The following is a 16247-nucleotide window of genomic DNA, read 5'->3' as shown; positions in this document are numbered from 1 at the left end:
ATTTTATATGCATTTACATTTTACTCCGCGTCAAATTGTGGAAAAATTAGATCAATACATCATCGGTCAAAAAGATGCAAAGAAAGCGGTTGCTGTAGCTCTACGAAATCGATACCGTCGCAGTAAATTAGTTGAAAATTTACGTGATGAAATTGCACCTAAAAACATTTTAATGATTGGACCGACAGGTGTTGGTAAAACAGAGGTAGCACGGCGAATGGCGAAACTCGTTGGAGCACCTTTTATTAAGGTTGAAGCGACGAAATTTACAGAAGTTGGATATGTGGGTCGAGATGTAGAGTCGATGGTCCGCGATCTTGTTGAAACGTCTGTTCGTATTGTGAAAGAGGAAATGGTAGTTAAAGTTCAAGATAAAGCAGAAGAGCAAGCGAATCAACGTCTTGTTGAAATTTTAGTGCCGAGTCCGGAGAAACAATCTGGATTTAAAAATCCATTAGAAATGCTTTTTGGTGGTAATCAAAATTCAAACCAAACATCTGATGCACAGGAAGATGATGAAATCGAAAAGAAACGTCAAGATGTGGAAAGAAAGCTTGCGGCAGGCCTTCTTGAAGATGAAGTGATATCGATCGAAGTGACGGAACAACAGTCTTCTATGTTTGATATGTTGCAAGGAACTGGCATGGAGCAAATGGGAATGAATTTCCAAGATGCACTAGGAAGTATTATGCCGAAAAAAACGAAAAAACGTAAACTTTCTGTAAAAGAAGCAAGAAAACTCTTGACAAATGAAGAGGCACAGCGCTTAATTGATATGGATGAAGTTACACAAGAGGCTGTTTATCGTGCTGAACAGCTCGGGATTATTTTTATCGATGAAATTGACAAAATTGCTGGTAAGCAGTCGAATAGCGTAGATGTATCGCGTGAAGGTGTGCAACGTGACATTTTACCGATTGTAGAAGGGTCGAATGTAGCAACGAAATACGGATCAGTAAAAACGGATTATATTTTATTTGTTGCAGCTGGAGCGTTCCATATGTCTAAACCGTCGGATTTAATTCCGGAATTGCAAGGGAGATTTCCGATTCGAGTAGAATTAACAAAATTATCGGCGGATGATTTTGTTAAAATATTAATCGAGCCTGACAATGCGCTAATTAAACAGTACACGGCGTTATTAGCGACTGAAGGTATAGAAATTGAATTTTCAGACGAAGCTATTCGTAAGATTGCTGAGATTGCTTATCAAGTTAATCAGGATACAGATAATATTGGAGCGAGAAGACTTCATACTGTTATGGAGAAGCTCCTTGAAGATTTATCGTTTGAGGCATCTGAAATTACGTTAGAGAAAATAACGATAACACCTCAATATGTTGAGGAAAAATTAGCGACAATAGCTAAAAATAAAGATGTGAGCCAGTTTATTTTGTAATAGTGTCATCAGGTGACTCGCCCTAGTTTCCAAGTGATGAAAAAATATGTAAGTAACATGTAGGAGGAAATTTTGAAATGGAATTATTAGCAAAAACGAGAAAATTAAATGCGTTATTACAGAGCGCAGCAGGAAAGCCTGTAAACTTTAGAGAGATGTCTGACACAATGTGTGAAGTAATTGAAGCGAACGTGTTCGTTGTAAGTCGTCGCGGTAAATTATTAGGATATGCGATTCACCAACAAATCGAAAACGAACGTATGAAGCACATGCTTGCAGAGCGTCAATTCCCAGAAGAGTATACGCAAAGTTTATTCAATGTTACAGAAACATCTTCAAATTTAGGTGTGGATAGTGACTACACAGCATTCCCAGTAGAAAATAGAGAATTATTCGGTCAAGGTTTAACTACAATCGTACCAATCGTTGGTGGCGGTGAGCGTCTAGGTACACTAGTATTAGCTCGTCTTGGTCAAGAGTTCTTAGACGATGATTTAATTCTTGCTGAATACAGCTCAACTGTTGTAGGTATGGAAATCTTACGTGAAAAAGCAGAAGAAATCGAAGAGGAAGCACGTAGTAAAGCTGTTGTTCAAATGGCGATTAGCTCATTATCTTACAGTGAGTTAGAAGCAATCGAGCATATCTTCGAAGAATTAAATGGAACAGAAGGTTTACTTGTTGCAAGTAAAATTGCTGATCGCGTAGGAATTACTCGTTCGGTAATCGTAAATGCACTACGTAAATTAGAAAGTGCTGGTGTTATTGAGTCTCGCTCTTTAGGTATGAAAGGAACATACATTAAAGTGCTAAACGACAAGTTTCTACAGGAACTTGCTAAATTAAAAACAAACTAATTTATAAAAAAACTCTCCTCGCTTGAGGAGAGTTTTTTGTTTTTTTAAGTGAATGATTTTGCTTACGTAAGGCGTCATGACAACATTCATTAGAAAACTATTAATTAACCTTCAATTCCTTGCTTAAAGGAATTGAAGGTTGGTAATACTAGGATTTGAGCGTGAAAAAAAGAAAGTTTTACATTGTTCGCATTTTCGACTTGATTGTAATATTTCAGTATGATATAGTAAGCAGTGGTGTCAGTACAAAGTACACACGTTTACTGATTTAAGTGTTGGTGCTACGTTCGTAGTTTCGCTTAGAGATGAAGTAAACGGAGGATATCAAAAAAACCATTTAGGAGGAACTAAATTATGTCAGTAATTTCTATGAAACAATTGCTTGAAGCTGGTGTTCATTTCGGACATCAAACTCGTCGTTGGAACCCAAAAATGAAGCGTTACATCTTCACAGAGCGTAACGGTATCTACATCATCGACTTACAAAAAACTGTGAAAAAAGTTGAGGAAGCTTACAGAACGATGCGTGACATCGCTGCTGAAGGTGGAGACATTTTATTCGTAGGTACTAAAAAACAAGCACAAGAAGCTATTAAAGAAGAAGCAACTCGTGCTGGTATGTACTTCGTTAACCAACGTTGGTTAGGTGGAACTTTAACAAACTTCCAAACAATCCAAAAGCGTATCAAGCGTCTTAAAGATATCGAAAGAATGCAAGAAGATGGTACTTTCGAAGTACTTCCTAAGAAAGAAGTTGTTCAACTTAAAAAAGAGTTAGAGCGTCTTGAGAAATTCTTAGGCGGTATTAAAGATATGAAAGGTCTTCCAAGTGCATTATTCATAGTAGACCCTCGTAAAGAGCGTATTGCAGTTGCTGAAGCACGCAAATTACACATTCCAATCATCGGTATCGTTGATACAAACTGTGATCCGGACGAAATCGATCACGTTATTCCAGCAAACGATGATGCAATTCGTGCTGTAAAACTTCTTACATCTAAAATGGCAGACGCGATCCTTGAAACAAAACAAGGTGAAGAAACTGTTACTGCGTAACAAATTTGGAAAGGTGATAAGGGGTTCGGCCTTTTATCACCTTTTTTAAGGTATAAACACCTTTATAAAAGGTATAAATACATATTTTAGGAGGATGAAAAATATGGCAATCACTGCACAAATGGTAAAAGAACTTCGCGAAAAAACTGGCGCAGGTATGATGGACTGCAAAAAAGCTTTAACAGAAACTAACGGCGACATGGAGAAAGCAATTGACTTCTTACGTGAAAAAGGTATTGCGAAAGCTGCTAAAAAAGCAGACCGCATCGCTGCTGAAGGTTTAACTTTCATCGAAACAAACGGTAACGAAGGTTTAATCTTAGAATTAAACTCTGAGACTGATTTCGTTGCGAAAAACGAAGGTTTCCAAGCGTTAATTAAAGAATTAGCTGCTCACTTATTAGCTAACAAACCTGCTAACGTTGAAGAAGCTATGGCTCAAACAATCGAAGGCGGCAAAACAGTAGAAGAGCACATCAACGAAGCAATCGCTAAAATTGGTGAAAAACTTACACTTCGTCGTTTCGAAATCGTATCAAAAACTGATGCTGATGCATTCGGCGCTTACCTACACATGGGTGGACGTATTGGTGTATTAACAGTTCTTGAAGGTTCTACTGACGAAGCAGCTGCTAAAGATGTAGCAATGCACATCGCAGCAGTTAACCCTAAATACATCGACCGCGATGCTGTAACAGCTGAAGAAGTTGAGCATGAGCGTCAAGTATTAACACAACAAGCTTTAAACGAAGGCAAGCCTGAAAAAATCGTTGCGAAAATGGTAGAAGGCCGTCTTGGCAAATTCTTTGAAGAGATTTGCTTACTTGACCAAACATTCGTTAAGAATCCTGACATGAAAGTTCGTCAATTCGTTGAGTCTAAAGGCGGAACATTAAAAGGATTCGTTCGCTACGCTGTTGGTGAAGGTATCGAAAAACGCGAAGACAACTTTGCTGAAGAAGTAATGAACCAAGTAAAAGGTAACAACTAATACAGATTAGGGAACACATTGTGTTCCCTTTTTTAAAATAAAGATGTAAGCAATTGGAGGTTCATTATGAGTAAACCGAAATATAATCGTGTCGTTTTAAAGCTGAGCGGAGAAGCTTTAGCTGGCGAGCAAGGATTTGGAATTAACCCAGCTGTTATTAAGTCAGTTGCGGAACAAGTGAAAGAAATTGCAGAACTTGATGTAGAGGTTGCTGTTGTTGTTGGTGGCGGTAACATTTGGCGTGGGAAAATTGGAAGCGAAATGGGCATGGATCGTGCAGGAGCAGATTACATGGGCATGTTAGCAACAGTTATGAATTCATTAGCTCTTCAAGATAGCTTAGAGAATATTGGAATTCAAACTCGCGTACAAACTTCAATTGAGATGCGTCAAGTGGCAGAGCCTTACATTCGTCGTAAAGCAATTCGTCACTTAGAGAAAAAACGTGTTGTTATCTTTGCTGCAGGTACAGGTAACCCATACTTCTCTACAGATACAACAGCGGCATTACGTGCAGCTGAAATCGAAGCGGACGTTATTTTAATGGCGAAAAATAATGTGGATGGCGTATATAGTGCAGATCCATCTATTGACCCAACAGCTACGAAATACGAAACACTTACTTACTTAGATGTATTAAAAGCAGGTTTAGGTGTAATGGATTCTACAGCTTCTTCTTTATGTATGGATAATGATATTTCATTAATTGTATTCTCGGTTATGGAAAAAGGTAACATTAAACGTGCCGTTTTAGGCGAAAATATTGGAACAGTTGTAAGGGGGAAATAAATTATGGGACAACAAGTATTGAAGTCTTCAAATGAAAAAATGGAAAAAGCAGTTGCTGCTTATTCTCGTGAATTAGCAACAGTTCGCGCTGGTCGTGCAAGCTCGTCTGTATTAGATAAGGTACAAGTTGATTACTATGGTGCACCAACACCAGTTGTGCAATTAGCGAACATTACAGTTCCAGAAGCACGTTTGCTTGTAATTCAACCTTATGATAAAACTTCTATCGGTGATATTGAAAAAGCAATTTTAAAAGCAGATTTAGGCTTAAACCCTTCTAATGATGGAACTGTAATTCGTATTGCATTCCCTGCATTAACAGAAGAGCGTCGTCGCGATCTTGTAAAAGTTGTGAAGAAATATGCTGAGGAAGCAAAAGTTGCTGTTCGTAACGTACGTCGTGACAGTAATGATGACCTTAAGAAGCTTGAAAAAGCTGGCGACATAACAGAAGATGATTTAAGAGGATATACTGAAGATATCCAAAAAGAAACAGATAAATATATTGCAAAAGTTGACGAAATCGCAAAAAACAAAGAAAAAGAAATTATGGAAGTGTAATAGCGATAATTTCGCAAATATGACCCTCTTCTTAAGGGGGTCTTTTTACACTTTTAGGCATACGTCTGCTTGTTGGAGGGTATGAATGATGTTTAAAAAGTTTCCTTTTTTTAAAAGTAAAAAGGTCACATCGTTTGATCATCTCATTGAAAAAGTGAAAAAAGGATATATCCCAGAACATATTGCTATTATTATGGATGGTAATGGAAGATGGGCAAAGAGAAGAGCCATGCCTCGCATTGCTGGTCATCATGAAGGTATGCAAGTTGTGAAGAAAATCACAAAATTTGCAAGTAAGCTTGATGTGAAAGTATTAACTCTTTATGCTTTTTCGACTGAGAACTGGAAAAGACCGAAAAAAGAAGTTGATTATTTGATGAAGCTTCCAGAAGAATTTTTAGGTGCATTTTTACCAGAGTTGATTGAAGAAAACGTACAAGTCCGAGTAATAGGGCAAAAAGATCGTCTTCCTACGCATACGCGCAGAGCGATGGAAAAAGCCATGGAAGATACGAAAGAGAATACGGGATTAATTCTTAATTTCGCGTTAAACTATGGAAGTCGAGATGAAATCGTTTCTGCTGTGCAACATATGATGAAAGATAGTGAGGAAGGAAAAATTCGTTCGGAAGAAATAAGTGAAGAAAAGATTTCTTCTTACTTAATGACGAGTTCTTTACCTGATCCAGAGTTGTTAATCCGTACAAGCGGAGAGCTACGTATTAGTAATTTCATGTTATGGCAAATTGCTTATTCGGAATTTTGGTTTACAGATGTGTATTGGCCAGATTTTACCGAGGAACATTTGCTAAATGCGATTACAGACTTTCAACATAGAGGGCGCAGATTCGGAGGCGTGTAGAAAGAGAGGGTTTGGTAGTGAAACAGAGAATTATTACTGGAGTGATTGCTGCCGCGCTATTCATTCCCATCGTAATTTACGGTGGCGTGCCTTTTACAGTTTTAGTGTATGCACTTGCTTCTATAGGTTTATATGAATTAATTCGTATGAACAAGCTTACGCTTATTTCGGTACCAACAGTTTTAGCTGCAGTATTATTGTGGGTTATTTTAATTCCGAGTAGTGCATCAGAACTGTTTACGTGGATTGGGTTAGGTAAATTAGAAATCACATTTGTGATTGTTTTATTACTTTTATCATATACAGTCCTTTCTAAGAATACATTTACTTTTGACAATGCTTCATTTTTACTTATGGCAACGACATATGTTGGAATGGGATTCTTATATTTAAATGAAACGAGAATATTAGGAATCAAATATGTGTTCTGTGCACTATTTGTCATATGGGCAACTGATTCAGGTGCATATTTCATAGGAAAAGCATTTGGAAAAAGAAAATTATGGCCAGAAATTAGTCCGAATAAAACGATTGAAGGTTCATTAGGCGGTATTGTTTGTGGAATTGTTGTTGCACTTGTTTACAATATGTTCTTCCCAGTTGAAGCGAATGTAGGAGTTTTAATCGTTCTGACGATTATCATTTCTATTTTTGGACAAATTGGTGATTTAGTGCAATCTGCATTTAAACGCCATTATGGTGTAAAGGATTCAGGTACAATTTTACCTGGACATGGTGGTATTTTAGATCGAACAGATAGTTGGTTATTTGTGTTACCAATTCTATACTTCTTATTACAATACAATTAATAAATGAACGAGGGGTTGGAGTCATGAAAAACATTAGTTTACTAGGTGCAAGCGGATCAATCGGTACACAAACATTAGATGTGTTACGCTCGCACCCAGACCAATTCCGTCTCGTTGCTTTTTCTGTAGGGAAAAATGTTGATTATGCAGTAAAGGTAATTCAAGAATTTTCCCCACAAATTGTCTCTGTGCAAAGAGAGGAAGATGTTTTAAAATTACAAGCTGTTTCTGGTAATACAAAAGTAGTATATGGTAGCGAAGGCTTATTAGAAGTAGCGCTGCACCCAGATACAGAAATTGTAGTGAATGCTGTTGTAGGTAGCGTAGGGTTGTTACCGACACTCCGCGCAATTGAGGCGAAAAAAACAATTGGAATTGCAAATAAAGAAACGTTAGTAACTGCAGGGCATCTTGTAATGGAAGCAGCACGAAAACATAATGTATCGTTACTTCCAGTAGACAGTGAACATTCAGCTATTTTTCAATGCTTGAATGGTGAAAATGAAAAAAGAATCTCTCGCTTAATTATAACTGCTTCAGGCGGAAGTTTTCGTGATAAAACGAGAGATGAATTGCATCAAGTGACCGTAGAAGATGCACTTCGTCATCCAAACTGGTCAATGGGTTCGAAAATTACAATTGATTCTGCTACAATGATGAATAAGGGGCTAGAAGTAATTGAAGCACACTGGCTTTTTGGTATCCCTTATGAGCAAATCGATGTTGTTCTACATAAAGAAAGTATTATTCATTCTATGGTTGAATTTGAAGATCGTAGTGTAATGGCACAGCTTGGCTCACCTGATATGCGAGTACCGATTCAATACGCGCTTACATATCCTGATAGATTACCTCTTTCAGACACGAAACAGTTAAATTTATGGGAAATGGGAACATTGCATTTTGAGAAAATGAATCAAGAGCGTTTCCGTTGTCTACGTTTTGCGTATGAAGCTGGAAAGACAGGTGGAAGTATGCCGGCTGTAATGAACGCGGCAAATGAAGTAGCTGTTGAAGCTTTTTTACAAAAGAGAATTGGTTTCTTAACAGTGGAAGACCTCATTGAAAAAGCAATGCACCATCACACTGTCATTGCACGTCCGAGCTTAGAGGAAATTCAGGAAATTGACGCAGCCACAAGACGGTTTGTGATGGAACAAATTTAGCAAAGGTGGTTATGGAATTGAATACAGCGATTGCCTTTATATTAATTTTCGGTGCACTCGTATTTTTCCATGAGCTAGGGCATCTATATTTCGCAAAAAGAGCAGGTATTTTGTGCCGCGAGTTTGCGATTGGTTTTGGTCCGAAAATATTCTCATTTGAAAAGAATGAAACGGTGTATACGATTCGATTACTGCCCCTTGGTGGCTATGTAAGAATGGCTGGCGAGGATGCGGACACAGTTGAGTTAAAACCTGGAAAAAAGGTTGGACTTGTATTAAATGAAAAAGACGAAGTTGTGAAATTAGTTTTTGACGGACATGAAAAATATCCAAATGTTCGTGTCATTGAAGTCGAACAAGCTGATTTAGAGCATAATCTTACAATTTTGGGTTATGAAGAGTACGAGGAAGAGCTGCAAACATTCCGAGTGAATGAAAAAGCTCGTATCATTTCTGCGGGAGAAGAAATTCAAATCGCTCCGTACAATAGACAATTTGGCTCTAAAAAATTGGGCCAACGTGCTCTAACAATCTTTGCAGGTCCTGCAATGAACTTTATTCTAGCATTTGTTATTTTTGTGATTCTTGGATTTGTACAAGGAGTTCCTGTTGACAAACCAATGGTCGGAAAAGTAATGGAGAATAGTGCTGCAGAACAAGCTGGATTAAAAGAAAACGATACAATTCAAGCAATCAATGGGAAAAACACTAGTACATGGAAAGATGTTGTAACGATTGTACGTGAAAACCCAAATAAAGAAATTACGTTACATGTAAAGCGTGATAGTGAGCAATTTAATGTGAAAGTAACACCAACGCTTGATAAAGAAGGAAAAGACGAAGTTGGTAGAATTGGTGTTTATTCTCCTGTAGAGAAAACAGTGATGGGTTCTATTAAATCAGGGTTTGAACAAACATACGAATGGACGAAACTAATTTTTGATTCTCTTGTGAAATTAGTAACGGGTCAATTTTCTATTAATGAGTTGTCAGGTCCAGTAGGAATTTATAATCTAACAGATCAAGTTGTAGATTATGGATTTACGCGTGTACTAAGTTTAGCGGCAGTTTTAAGTATTAACCTTGGTTTATTTAATTTATTACCAGTCCCAGCTTTAGACGGTGGACGTTTGTTCTTCTTCTTAATTGAAGCGTTACGAGGAAAACCAATTGATCGTCAAAAAGAAGGAATGGTTCACTTTATTGGGTTTGCATTATTAATGTTGCTTATGTTAGTTGTAACATGGAATGACATCCGTAAGTTTTTCTTGTAAAATAAGAAGAAGTTTATAATGAAATAGAGCTCATAGAATAAAATCCCTCACCTAACTCGAGGTGAGGGGTTTTATTGCGTGTAAGAGTAAAATGAAGAGGTGCGAATAAATGAAACAAAGTATGGTATTCAGTCCTACATTACGTGAAGTTCCAGCAGATGCTGAAATTAAGAGTCATCAATTATTACTTCGCGCAGGGTTTATGCGTCAAAATGCTTCTGGTATTTATAGTTTTCTACCATTGGGTTTAAAAGTGTTACACAAAGTAGAACGTATTGTTCGTGAAGAAATGGAGCGCGCAGGGGCAGTAGAACTATTAATGCCAGCTATGCAAGCTTCTGAATTATGGCAAGAATCAGGCCGTTGGTATTCTTACGGATCAGAATTAATGCGTATGAAAGATCGTAATGCTCGCGAGTTTGCGCTAGGGGCAACTCATGAGGAAGTAATTACAGATCTTGTACGTGATGAAATTAAATCATACAAAAAACTACCATTAACATTATATCAAATTCAAACAAAATTCCGTGATGAGCAAAGACCACGTTTCGGTTTATTACGCGGAAGAGAATTTTTAATGAAAGATGCGTATTCTTTCCATGCAACACAAGAAAGTTTGGATGAAGTATATAGCGGTTTATACAAAGCGTATTCTAATATCTTTGCTCGTTGTGGTTTGAATTTCCGTGCAGTTATCGCTGATTCTGGAGCAATGGGTGGAAAAGATACACACGAATTTATGGTGTTATCTGATGTAGGTGAAGATACAATTGCGTATTCTAATACATCTGATTATGCGGCAAATATTGAAATGGCTCCTGTTGTTGCTACGTATACGAAGAGTGATGAAGCCGAAAAAGCACTTGAAAAAGTAGCAACTCCAGATCAAAAAGCTATTGAAGAAGTATCTGCATTCTTAAATATCGCAGCGGAAAAATGCATTAAATCTATGGTGTTTAAAGTAGATGCGAAATTAGTAGTAGTACTTGTTCGTGGCGATCATGAAGTCAATGATGTAAAAGTGAAGAATGTATACGGAGCTTCAGTCGTTGAGCTTGCTTCACATGAAGAAATAAAAGAGTTATTAAACTGTGAAGTGGGTTCTTTAGGACCGATTGGTGTTACAAGTGATATCGAAATTGTCGCTGACCATGCTGTAGCATCAATTGTCAACGGATGTTCAGGAGCGAACGAAGAAGGATTCCATTATGTAAATGTAAATCCAGAACGTGACTTTAAAGTAAGTCAATATACAGATTTACGCTTCATCCAAGAAGGAGACCAATCTCCAGATGGAAATGGAACAATTCTTTTCGCACGTGGAATTGAAGTTGGTCATGTATTCAAATTAGGAACTCGTTATAGTGAAGCAATGAATGCAACGTTCCTAGATGAAAACGGAAAAACAAAACCACTTATTATGGGTTGTTACGGTATCGGTGTATCTCGTACAGTGGCAGCAATTGCAGAGCAGTTTAATGATGAGAATGGTTTAGTTTGGCCAAAATCTGTTGCACCGTTCCATGTGCATGTAATTCCAGTAAATATGAAATCTGATGCACAACGTGAAATGGGTGGAAATATCTATAACTCATTACAAGAGCAAGGATACGAAGTATTACTAGATGATCGTGCAGAACGTGCAGGTGTTAAATTTGCAGATGCAGATTTATTCGGCCTTCCAGTTCGTGTTACAGTTGGTAAAAAAGCAGATGAAGGTATTGTAGAAGTGAAAGTACGTGCTACAGGCGAGTCTGAAGAAGTGAAAGTAGAAGAACTTCAAACATATATTGCTAATATTTTAAAATAAGAAGAGGTACCTCGTAATGAGGTACCTTCTCTTTCTTTGTAAACGTATTTTGTAAAAGAAGAAGGAAGAAATCTTTCTTTGTAGTACGTTTCAATTTATAATAGCAAATGGAAGGAGAGTGCTTATGTCATTAACAAATGAACAACAAGAGCGATTTCAAATTTTGCTCCAACAGTTGCAAATACCAGAAGACCTTATAAATCAATATTTACATGGCGGTGGTATTGAAAAGCTAGTTATTGATAAAGCGAATAAAAGTTGGCATTTTGACTTACAAGTGCCACGTATTTTGCCGACAGAATTATATGAGTTGCTAGAAACAAAGCTTAAGCAATCATTTTCTCATATTGCAAGAACAACATTTGCATTAGAAGCAGAGAATAAACAATTTACAGAAGAAGAAGTGAAGGCATATTGGCCGCTTTGTACAGAACGAATTACATTTTCACCTATGTTCGCGTACTTAAAGAAGCAACTTCCGCAGGTCAATGGCGTGAAGTTGCTATTAAATGTGAATAATGAGCTGGAATCTACTACTTTAAAGAAAAACGTTGCGAAACCAGTAGGTGATCAATACGAAGCTTTTGGATTCCCGCGTTTTCAGTTAGACACACATATAAAGCAAAATGCAGAAGAAATGCAAAAGTTTCGTGAGCAAACACAGGAAGAAGATCGTCAACGAGTTATACAGGCTATGGAAGAGATGGCTAAAAGGCAAGCTGAAGAAAGTGATGTTGTTCATGAAGGACCAGTTGTGCTTGGTTATCTTATTAAGCCAGATGAAGAGATTACGCCGCTGCGTGAAATTCAAGATGAAGAAAGAAGAAAAACCGTTCAAGGGTATGTTTTCCATGTAGAGACGAAAGAACTTCGTAGTGGACGTACATTATTAACTTTAAAGATAACTGACTATACGGACTCTATTATGATTAAGATGTTCTCACGTGATAAAGAAGATATCCCGATGTTACAATCCTTGAAAAAAGGAACTTGGGTAAAAGCGCGTGGTTCAGTTCAAAATGATACATTCGTGCGTGATTTAGTTATGATCGCAAATGATATAAATGAAATAACGGGACCTTCTCGTAAAGATAAAGCAAAAGAAGGGGAAAAAAGAGTAGAACTTCATCTTCATACTCCAATGAGTCAAATGGATGCTGTTACTTCTGTTTCTAAGCTCGTTGCCCAAGCCGGAAAATGGGGGCATGAGGCTATTGCAGTTACAGACCATGCTGTTGCACAGTCGTTCCCAGAAGCATATTCTGCTGGTAAAAAGGCTGGAGTTAAAGTTCTATATGGTGTAGAAGCAAATTTAGTTAATGATGGTGTGCCGATAGCATATAACGAAGCACATCGTCTACTTGCAGAAGAAACATATGTTGTCTTTGACGTTGAGACAACAGGGCTATCTGCTGTATATGATACAGTCATTGAGTTAGCTGCTGTAAAGGTAAAAGGTGGAGAAATTATTGATCGCTTTGAATCTTTCGCAAATCCTCATCAACCATTATCGGCGACGATTATTGAATTAACAGGTATTACAGATGATATGTTAACTGATGCACCAGAAGTGGACGAAGTGTTTAAAAAGTTTGAGGAATGGATGGGTGACCATACACTTGTTGCTCATAACGCAAGCTTCGATATGGGCTTTATTAACGTAGGTTTTAAAAAGGCTGGGATAGAAAAAACGAAAAATCCAGTTATTGATACGTTAGAACTTGCACGGTTCTTATTCCCAGAAATGAAAAATCATCGATTAAATACGATGTGTAAAAAGCTTGATATTGAATTAACGCAACATCACCGTGCGATTTATGATACAGAAGCAACGGGATATTTACTTGTGAAGATGTTAAAAGATGTGATTGAAAAGGGATTTGAATATCACGATCAACTAAACGATAGTATGGGACAAGGGGATGCATATAAACGTGGGCGTCCAAGTCATATGACGTTACTTGCCACATCAGATGTTGGGTTGAAAAACTTATATAAACTTGTTTCATATTCTCACTTGAATTACTTTTATCGTGTACCACGTGTACCACGATCACTATTAAAAAAATATCGCGAAGGCATTTTAGTAGGGACAGCTTGTGACAAAGGTGAAGTGTTTGAAGCTATGATGCAAAAAGCGCCTGAAGAAGTAGAAGAAATTGCACAGTTTTACGATTACATTGAGGTTATGCCTCCAGAAGTGTTACGTCATTTAGTGGAACGTGAACTCGTTCGAGATGAAGGACAGTTAAAAACAATAATTTCTAACTTAGTAAAACTAGGTGAGACGTTAGATAAGCCAGTTGTTGCTACTGGGAATGTGCATTATTTAGATCCAGAGGACGCGATATATCGGAAAATTTTAGTCAGTTCGCAGGGAGGAGCTAATCCGTTAAATCGCCATTCATTACCGCCTGTACATTTCCGTACAACAAATGAAATGCTAGATTGTTTTTCATTCTTAGGTGAAGACAAAGCAAAAGAAATTGTTGTGACAAATACACACAAAATCGCATCATTAATTGGTGATGTTCGTCCAGTAAAAGATGATTTATACACACCGAAAATTGAAGGTGCTGATGATGAAACACGTGATATGAGCTATATAATGGCAAGAAGTATCTATGGAGATGAACTACCGGAAATTGTAGAAGCTCGTTTGGAAAAAGAATTGAAAAGTATTATTGGACATGGATTCGCCGTTATTTATTTAATTTCACATAAGCTTGTGAAAAAATCGTTAGTGGACGGTTATCTAGTAGGTTCGCGTGGATCGGTAGGTTCATCATTTGTTGCAACGATGATGGAAATTACAGAAGTAAACCCATTACCACCGCACTATGTATGTCCAAAGTGTAAACAATCAGAGTTCTTTAATGACGGTTCTGTAGGTTCTGGTTTTGATTTACCAGATAAAGAATGCCCAACATGTAATGTTCCATATGTGAAAGATGGCCATGACATTCCTTTCGAAACGTTCCTTGGATTTAAAGGGGATAAGGTACCGGATATCGATTTGAATTTCTCCGGAGAATACCAACCACGCGCCCATAACTATACGAAATTACTGTTCGGTGAAGATTATGTATACCGCGCAGGAACAATTGGTACGGTTGCGGAAAAAACCGCTTATGGGTATGTGAAAGGTTATGCTAATGATCATAACTTAACAATTCGAAATGCAGAGATTGATCGCTTAGTTGCAGGATGTACAGGTGTAAAGCGTACGACCGGACAGCATCCAGGTGGTATTATCGTTGTACCAGATTACATGGATATCTTTGACTTTTCACCAATTCAGTTTCCGGCTGATTCAATAGGTGCTGAGTGGAGAACAACGCACTTTGACTTCCACTCAATTCATGATAATTTATTGAAACTTGATATATTAGGACACGATGATCCGACTGTTATTCGTATGCTTCAAGATTTAAGTGGTATTGACCCGAAAACAATCCCAACGGATGATCCAGAAGTAATGAAAATTTTCTCTGGTCCAGAATCTTTAGGGGTAACGGAAGAACAAATTAACTGTAAAACAGGTACACTTGGTATACCAGAGTTTGGTACGAAATTCGTAAGACAAATGTTAGAAGAAACGAAACCAACGACGTTTTCAGAGCTTGTCCAAATTTCTGGACTGTCCCATGGTACAGATGTATGGTTAGGTAATGCGAATGAATTAATTTATAACGGTACGTGTACACTGAGTGAAGTTATCGGTTGTCGTGATGACATCATGGTATATTTAATTTATCAAGGCTTGGATCCATCATTAGCCTTCAAAATCATGGAGTCGGTGCGTAAAGGTAAAGGTGTACCTGAAGAATGGGAAGAGGAAATGAGAAATAACAATGTACCAGGTTGGTATATTGATTCATGTAAGAAGATTAAGTACATGTTCCCTAAAGCCCATGCGGCTGCTTACGTACTTATGGCTGTACGTATTGCATACTTTAAAGTACATTTCGCACTTTTATTCTATGCGGCATATTTTACAGTTCGTGCAGATGACTTTGATGTAGAGGCGATGGCGAAAGGTTCAGCATCCATACGTGTGAAAATTGATGAGATTGCACAAAAAGGATTGGATGCAGCACCGAAAGAGAAGAGTTTATTAACGGTACTAGAAATGACACTTGAAATGTGTGAGCGTGGTTATTCATTCCAAAAGGTTGATTTATACCGCTCGCATGCAACCGAATTTATAATTGATGGGGATGCTTTAATTCCTCCATTTAATGCAGTTCCCGGTCTTGGTACAAACGCAGCTTTCAGTATTGTTGAAGCTCGTAAAAATGGTGATTTCTTATCAAAAGAAGACTTACAGCAGCGCAGTAAGGTTTCTAAAACGATTATTGAGTATTTAGATGGTCAAGGTTGTCTAGGAGATTTACCGGATCAAAACCAATTGTCACTGTTCTAATAGGTAGGAAAAATCTTTGCAAATCAACATTTGCTATGGTATACTATAAACCGAGATAACCATGTCATGTATATTTTGTGAAAAAGAGAGTGGGGAAACCCACTCTTTCGTGTTACTATCTACATTTTGCTGATGTAGATAGTAAAGATATTTCTGTCGTATATACATATTTTGTTACAAGTTTTACTTCTTAAATTTGGTAATACTAAGACAGATATTCCCTGCTTAACGGCAGGGGCTTTTGTTA

Annotated in this window: 12 protein-coding genes; all 12 read left to right on the top strand. The window is 37.6% G+C overall.

Translation table 11 applies throughout. From position 1 onward, the window contains the following. The first annotated feature begins 7 nt into the window (after nt 1-7). The 12 genes from hslU (at nt 8) to AC1DKZ_RS00805 (ending at nt 16000) form a co-directional block, all read left to right on the top strand. Entirely contained in the window at nt 8-1399 is a 1392-nt protein-coding gene (gene hslU, locus AC1DKZ_RS00860; RefSeq protein ID WP_002014539.1) for an ATP-dependent protease ATPase subunit HslU, read from the top strand. Between the two features lie 77 nt (nt 1400-1476). Beyond that, nucleotides 1477-2256 carry a GTP-sensing pleiotropic transcriptional regulator CodY gene (gene codY, locus AC1DKZ_RS00855; protein WP_002014541.1) on the top strand — a complete coding sequence of 260 codons (780 nt, stop codon included), beginning with the start codon at nt 1477-1479 and terminating at the stop codon, nt 2254-2256. Nucleotides 2257-2610: 354 nt separating this feature from the next. Continuing rightward, nucleotides 2611-3312 (top strand): 30S ribosomal protein S2, encoded by a 702-nt coding sequence (gene rpsB, locus AC1DKZ_RS00850; protein ID WP_002088178.1) that lies wholly within the window; start codon nt 2611-2613, stop codon nt 3310-3312. 103 nt (nt 3313-3415) lie between these two features. Then, a complete protein-coding gene (gene tsf / locus AC1DKZ_RS00845; protein WP_002088177.1) occupies nt 3416-4303 on the top strand; it encodes a translation elongation factor Ts in 888 nt (295 codons plus the stop codon). 66 nt (nt 4304-4369) lie between these two features. Further along, complete coding sequence (gene pyrH / locus AC1DKZ_RS00840; protein WP_002014544.1) at nt 4370-5092, top strand: UMP kinase; 723 nt, start codon at nt 4370-4372, stop codon at nt 5090-5092. A 3-nt stretch (nt 5093-5095) separates the two neighbouring features. After that, the gene (frr, locus tag AC1DKZ_RS00835; RefSeq protein ID WP_000531506.1) at nt 5096-5653 is read left to right on the top strand and encodes a ribosome recycling factor; all 558 of its coding nucleotides are present in this window, start codon (nt 5096-5098) and stop codon (nt 5651-5653) included. Nucleotides 5654-5738: 85 nt separating this feature from the next. Then, complete coding sequence (locus AC1DKZ_RS00830; protein ID WP_002014545.1) at nt 5739-6515, top strand: isoprenyl transferase; 777 nt, start codon at nt 5739-5741, stop codon at nt 6513-6515. Between the two features lie 17 nt (nt 6516-6532). Beyond that, a complete protein-coding gene (gene cdsA / locus AC1DKZ_RS00825; RefSeq protein WP_476995541.1) occupies nt 6533-7324 on the top strand; it encodes a phosphatidate cytidylyltransferase in 792 nt (263 codons plus the stop codon). Nucleotides 7325-7347: 23 nt separating this feature from the next. Continuing rightward, complete coding sequence (dxr, locus tag AC1DKZ_RS00820) at nt 7348-8490, top strand: 1-deoxy-D-xylulose-5-phosphate reductoisomerase (protein ID WP_002014547.1); 1143 nt, start codon at nt 7348-7350, stop codon at nt 8488-8490. A 17-nt stretch (nt 8491-8507) separates the two neighbouring features. Next, nucleotides 8508-9764, top strand: a complete 1257-nt coding sequence (rseP, locus tag AC1DKZ_RS00815) for an RIP metalloprotease RseP (RefSeq protein WP_002088169.1) — start codon at nt 8508-8510, stop codon at nt 9762-9764. 109 nt (nt 9765-9873) lie between these two features. Continuing rightward, nucleotides 9874-11574, top strand: coding sequence for a proline--tRNA ligase (locus AC1DKZ_RS00810; RefSeq protein ID WP_476995540.1), 1701 nt, complete (start codon nt 9874-9876; stop codon nt 11572-11574). A 124-nt stretch (nt 11575-11698) separates the two neighbouring features. Continuing rightward, nucleotides 11699-16000: a PolC-type DNA polymerase III gene (locus AC1DKZ_RS00805; protein ID WP_476995539.1), complete on the top strand. Its 4302-nt coding sequence runs from the start codon at nt 11699-11701 to the stop codon at nt 15998-16000. The last annotated feature ends 247 nt before the right edge of the window (nt 16001-16247 follow it).

This window comes from Bacillus sp. 05T21, from assembly GCF_056396785.1.
The sequence above is the reverse complement of the archived record's forward strand: the minus strand, read 5'-3'. Positions and strand labels throughout refer to the sequence as shown.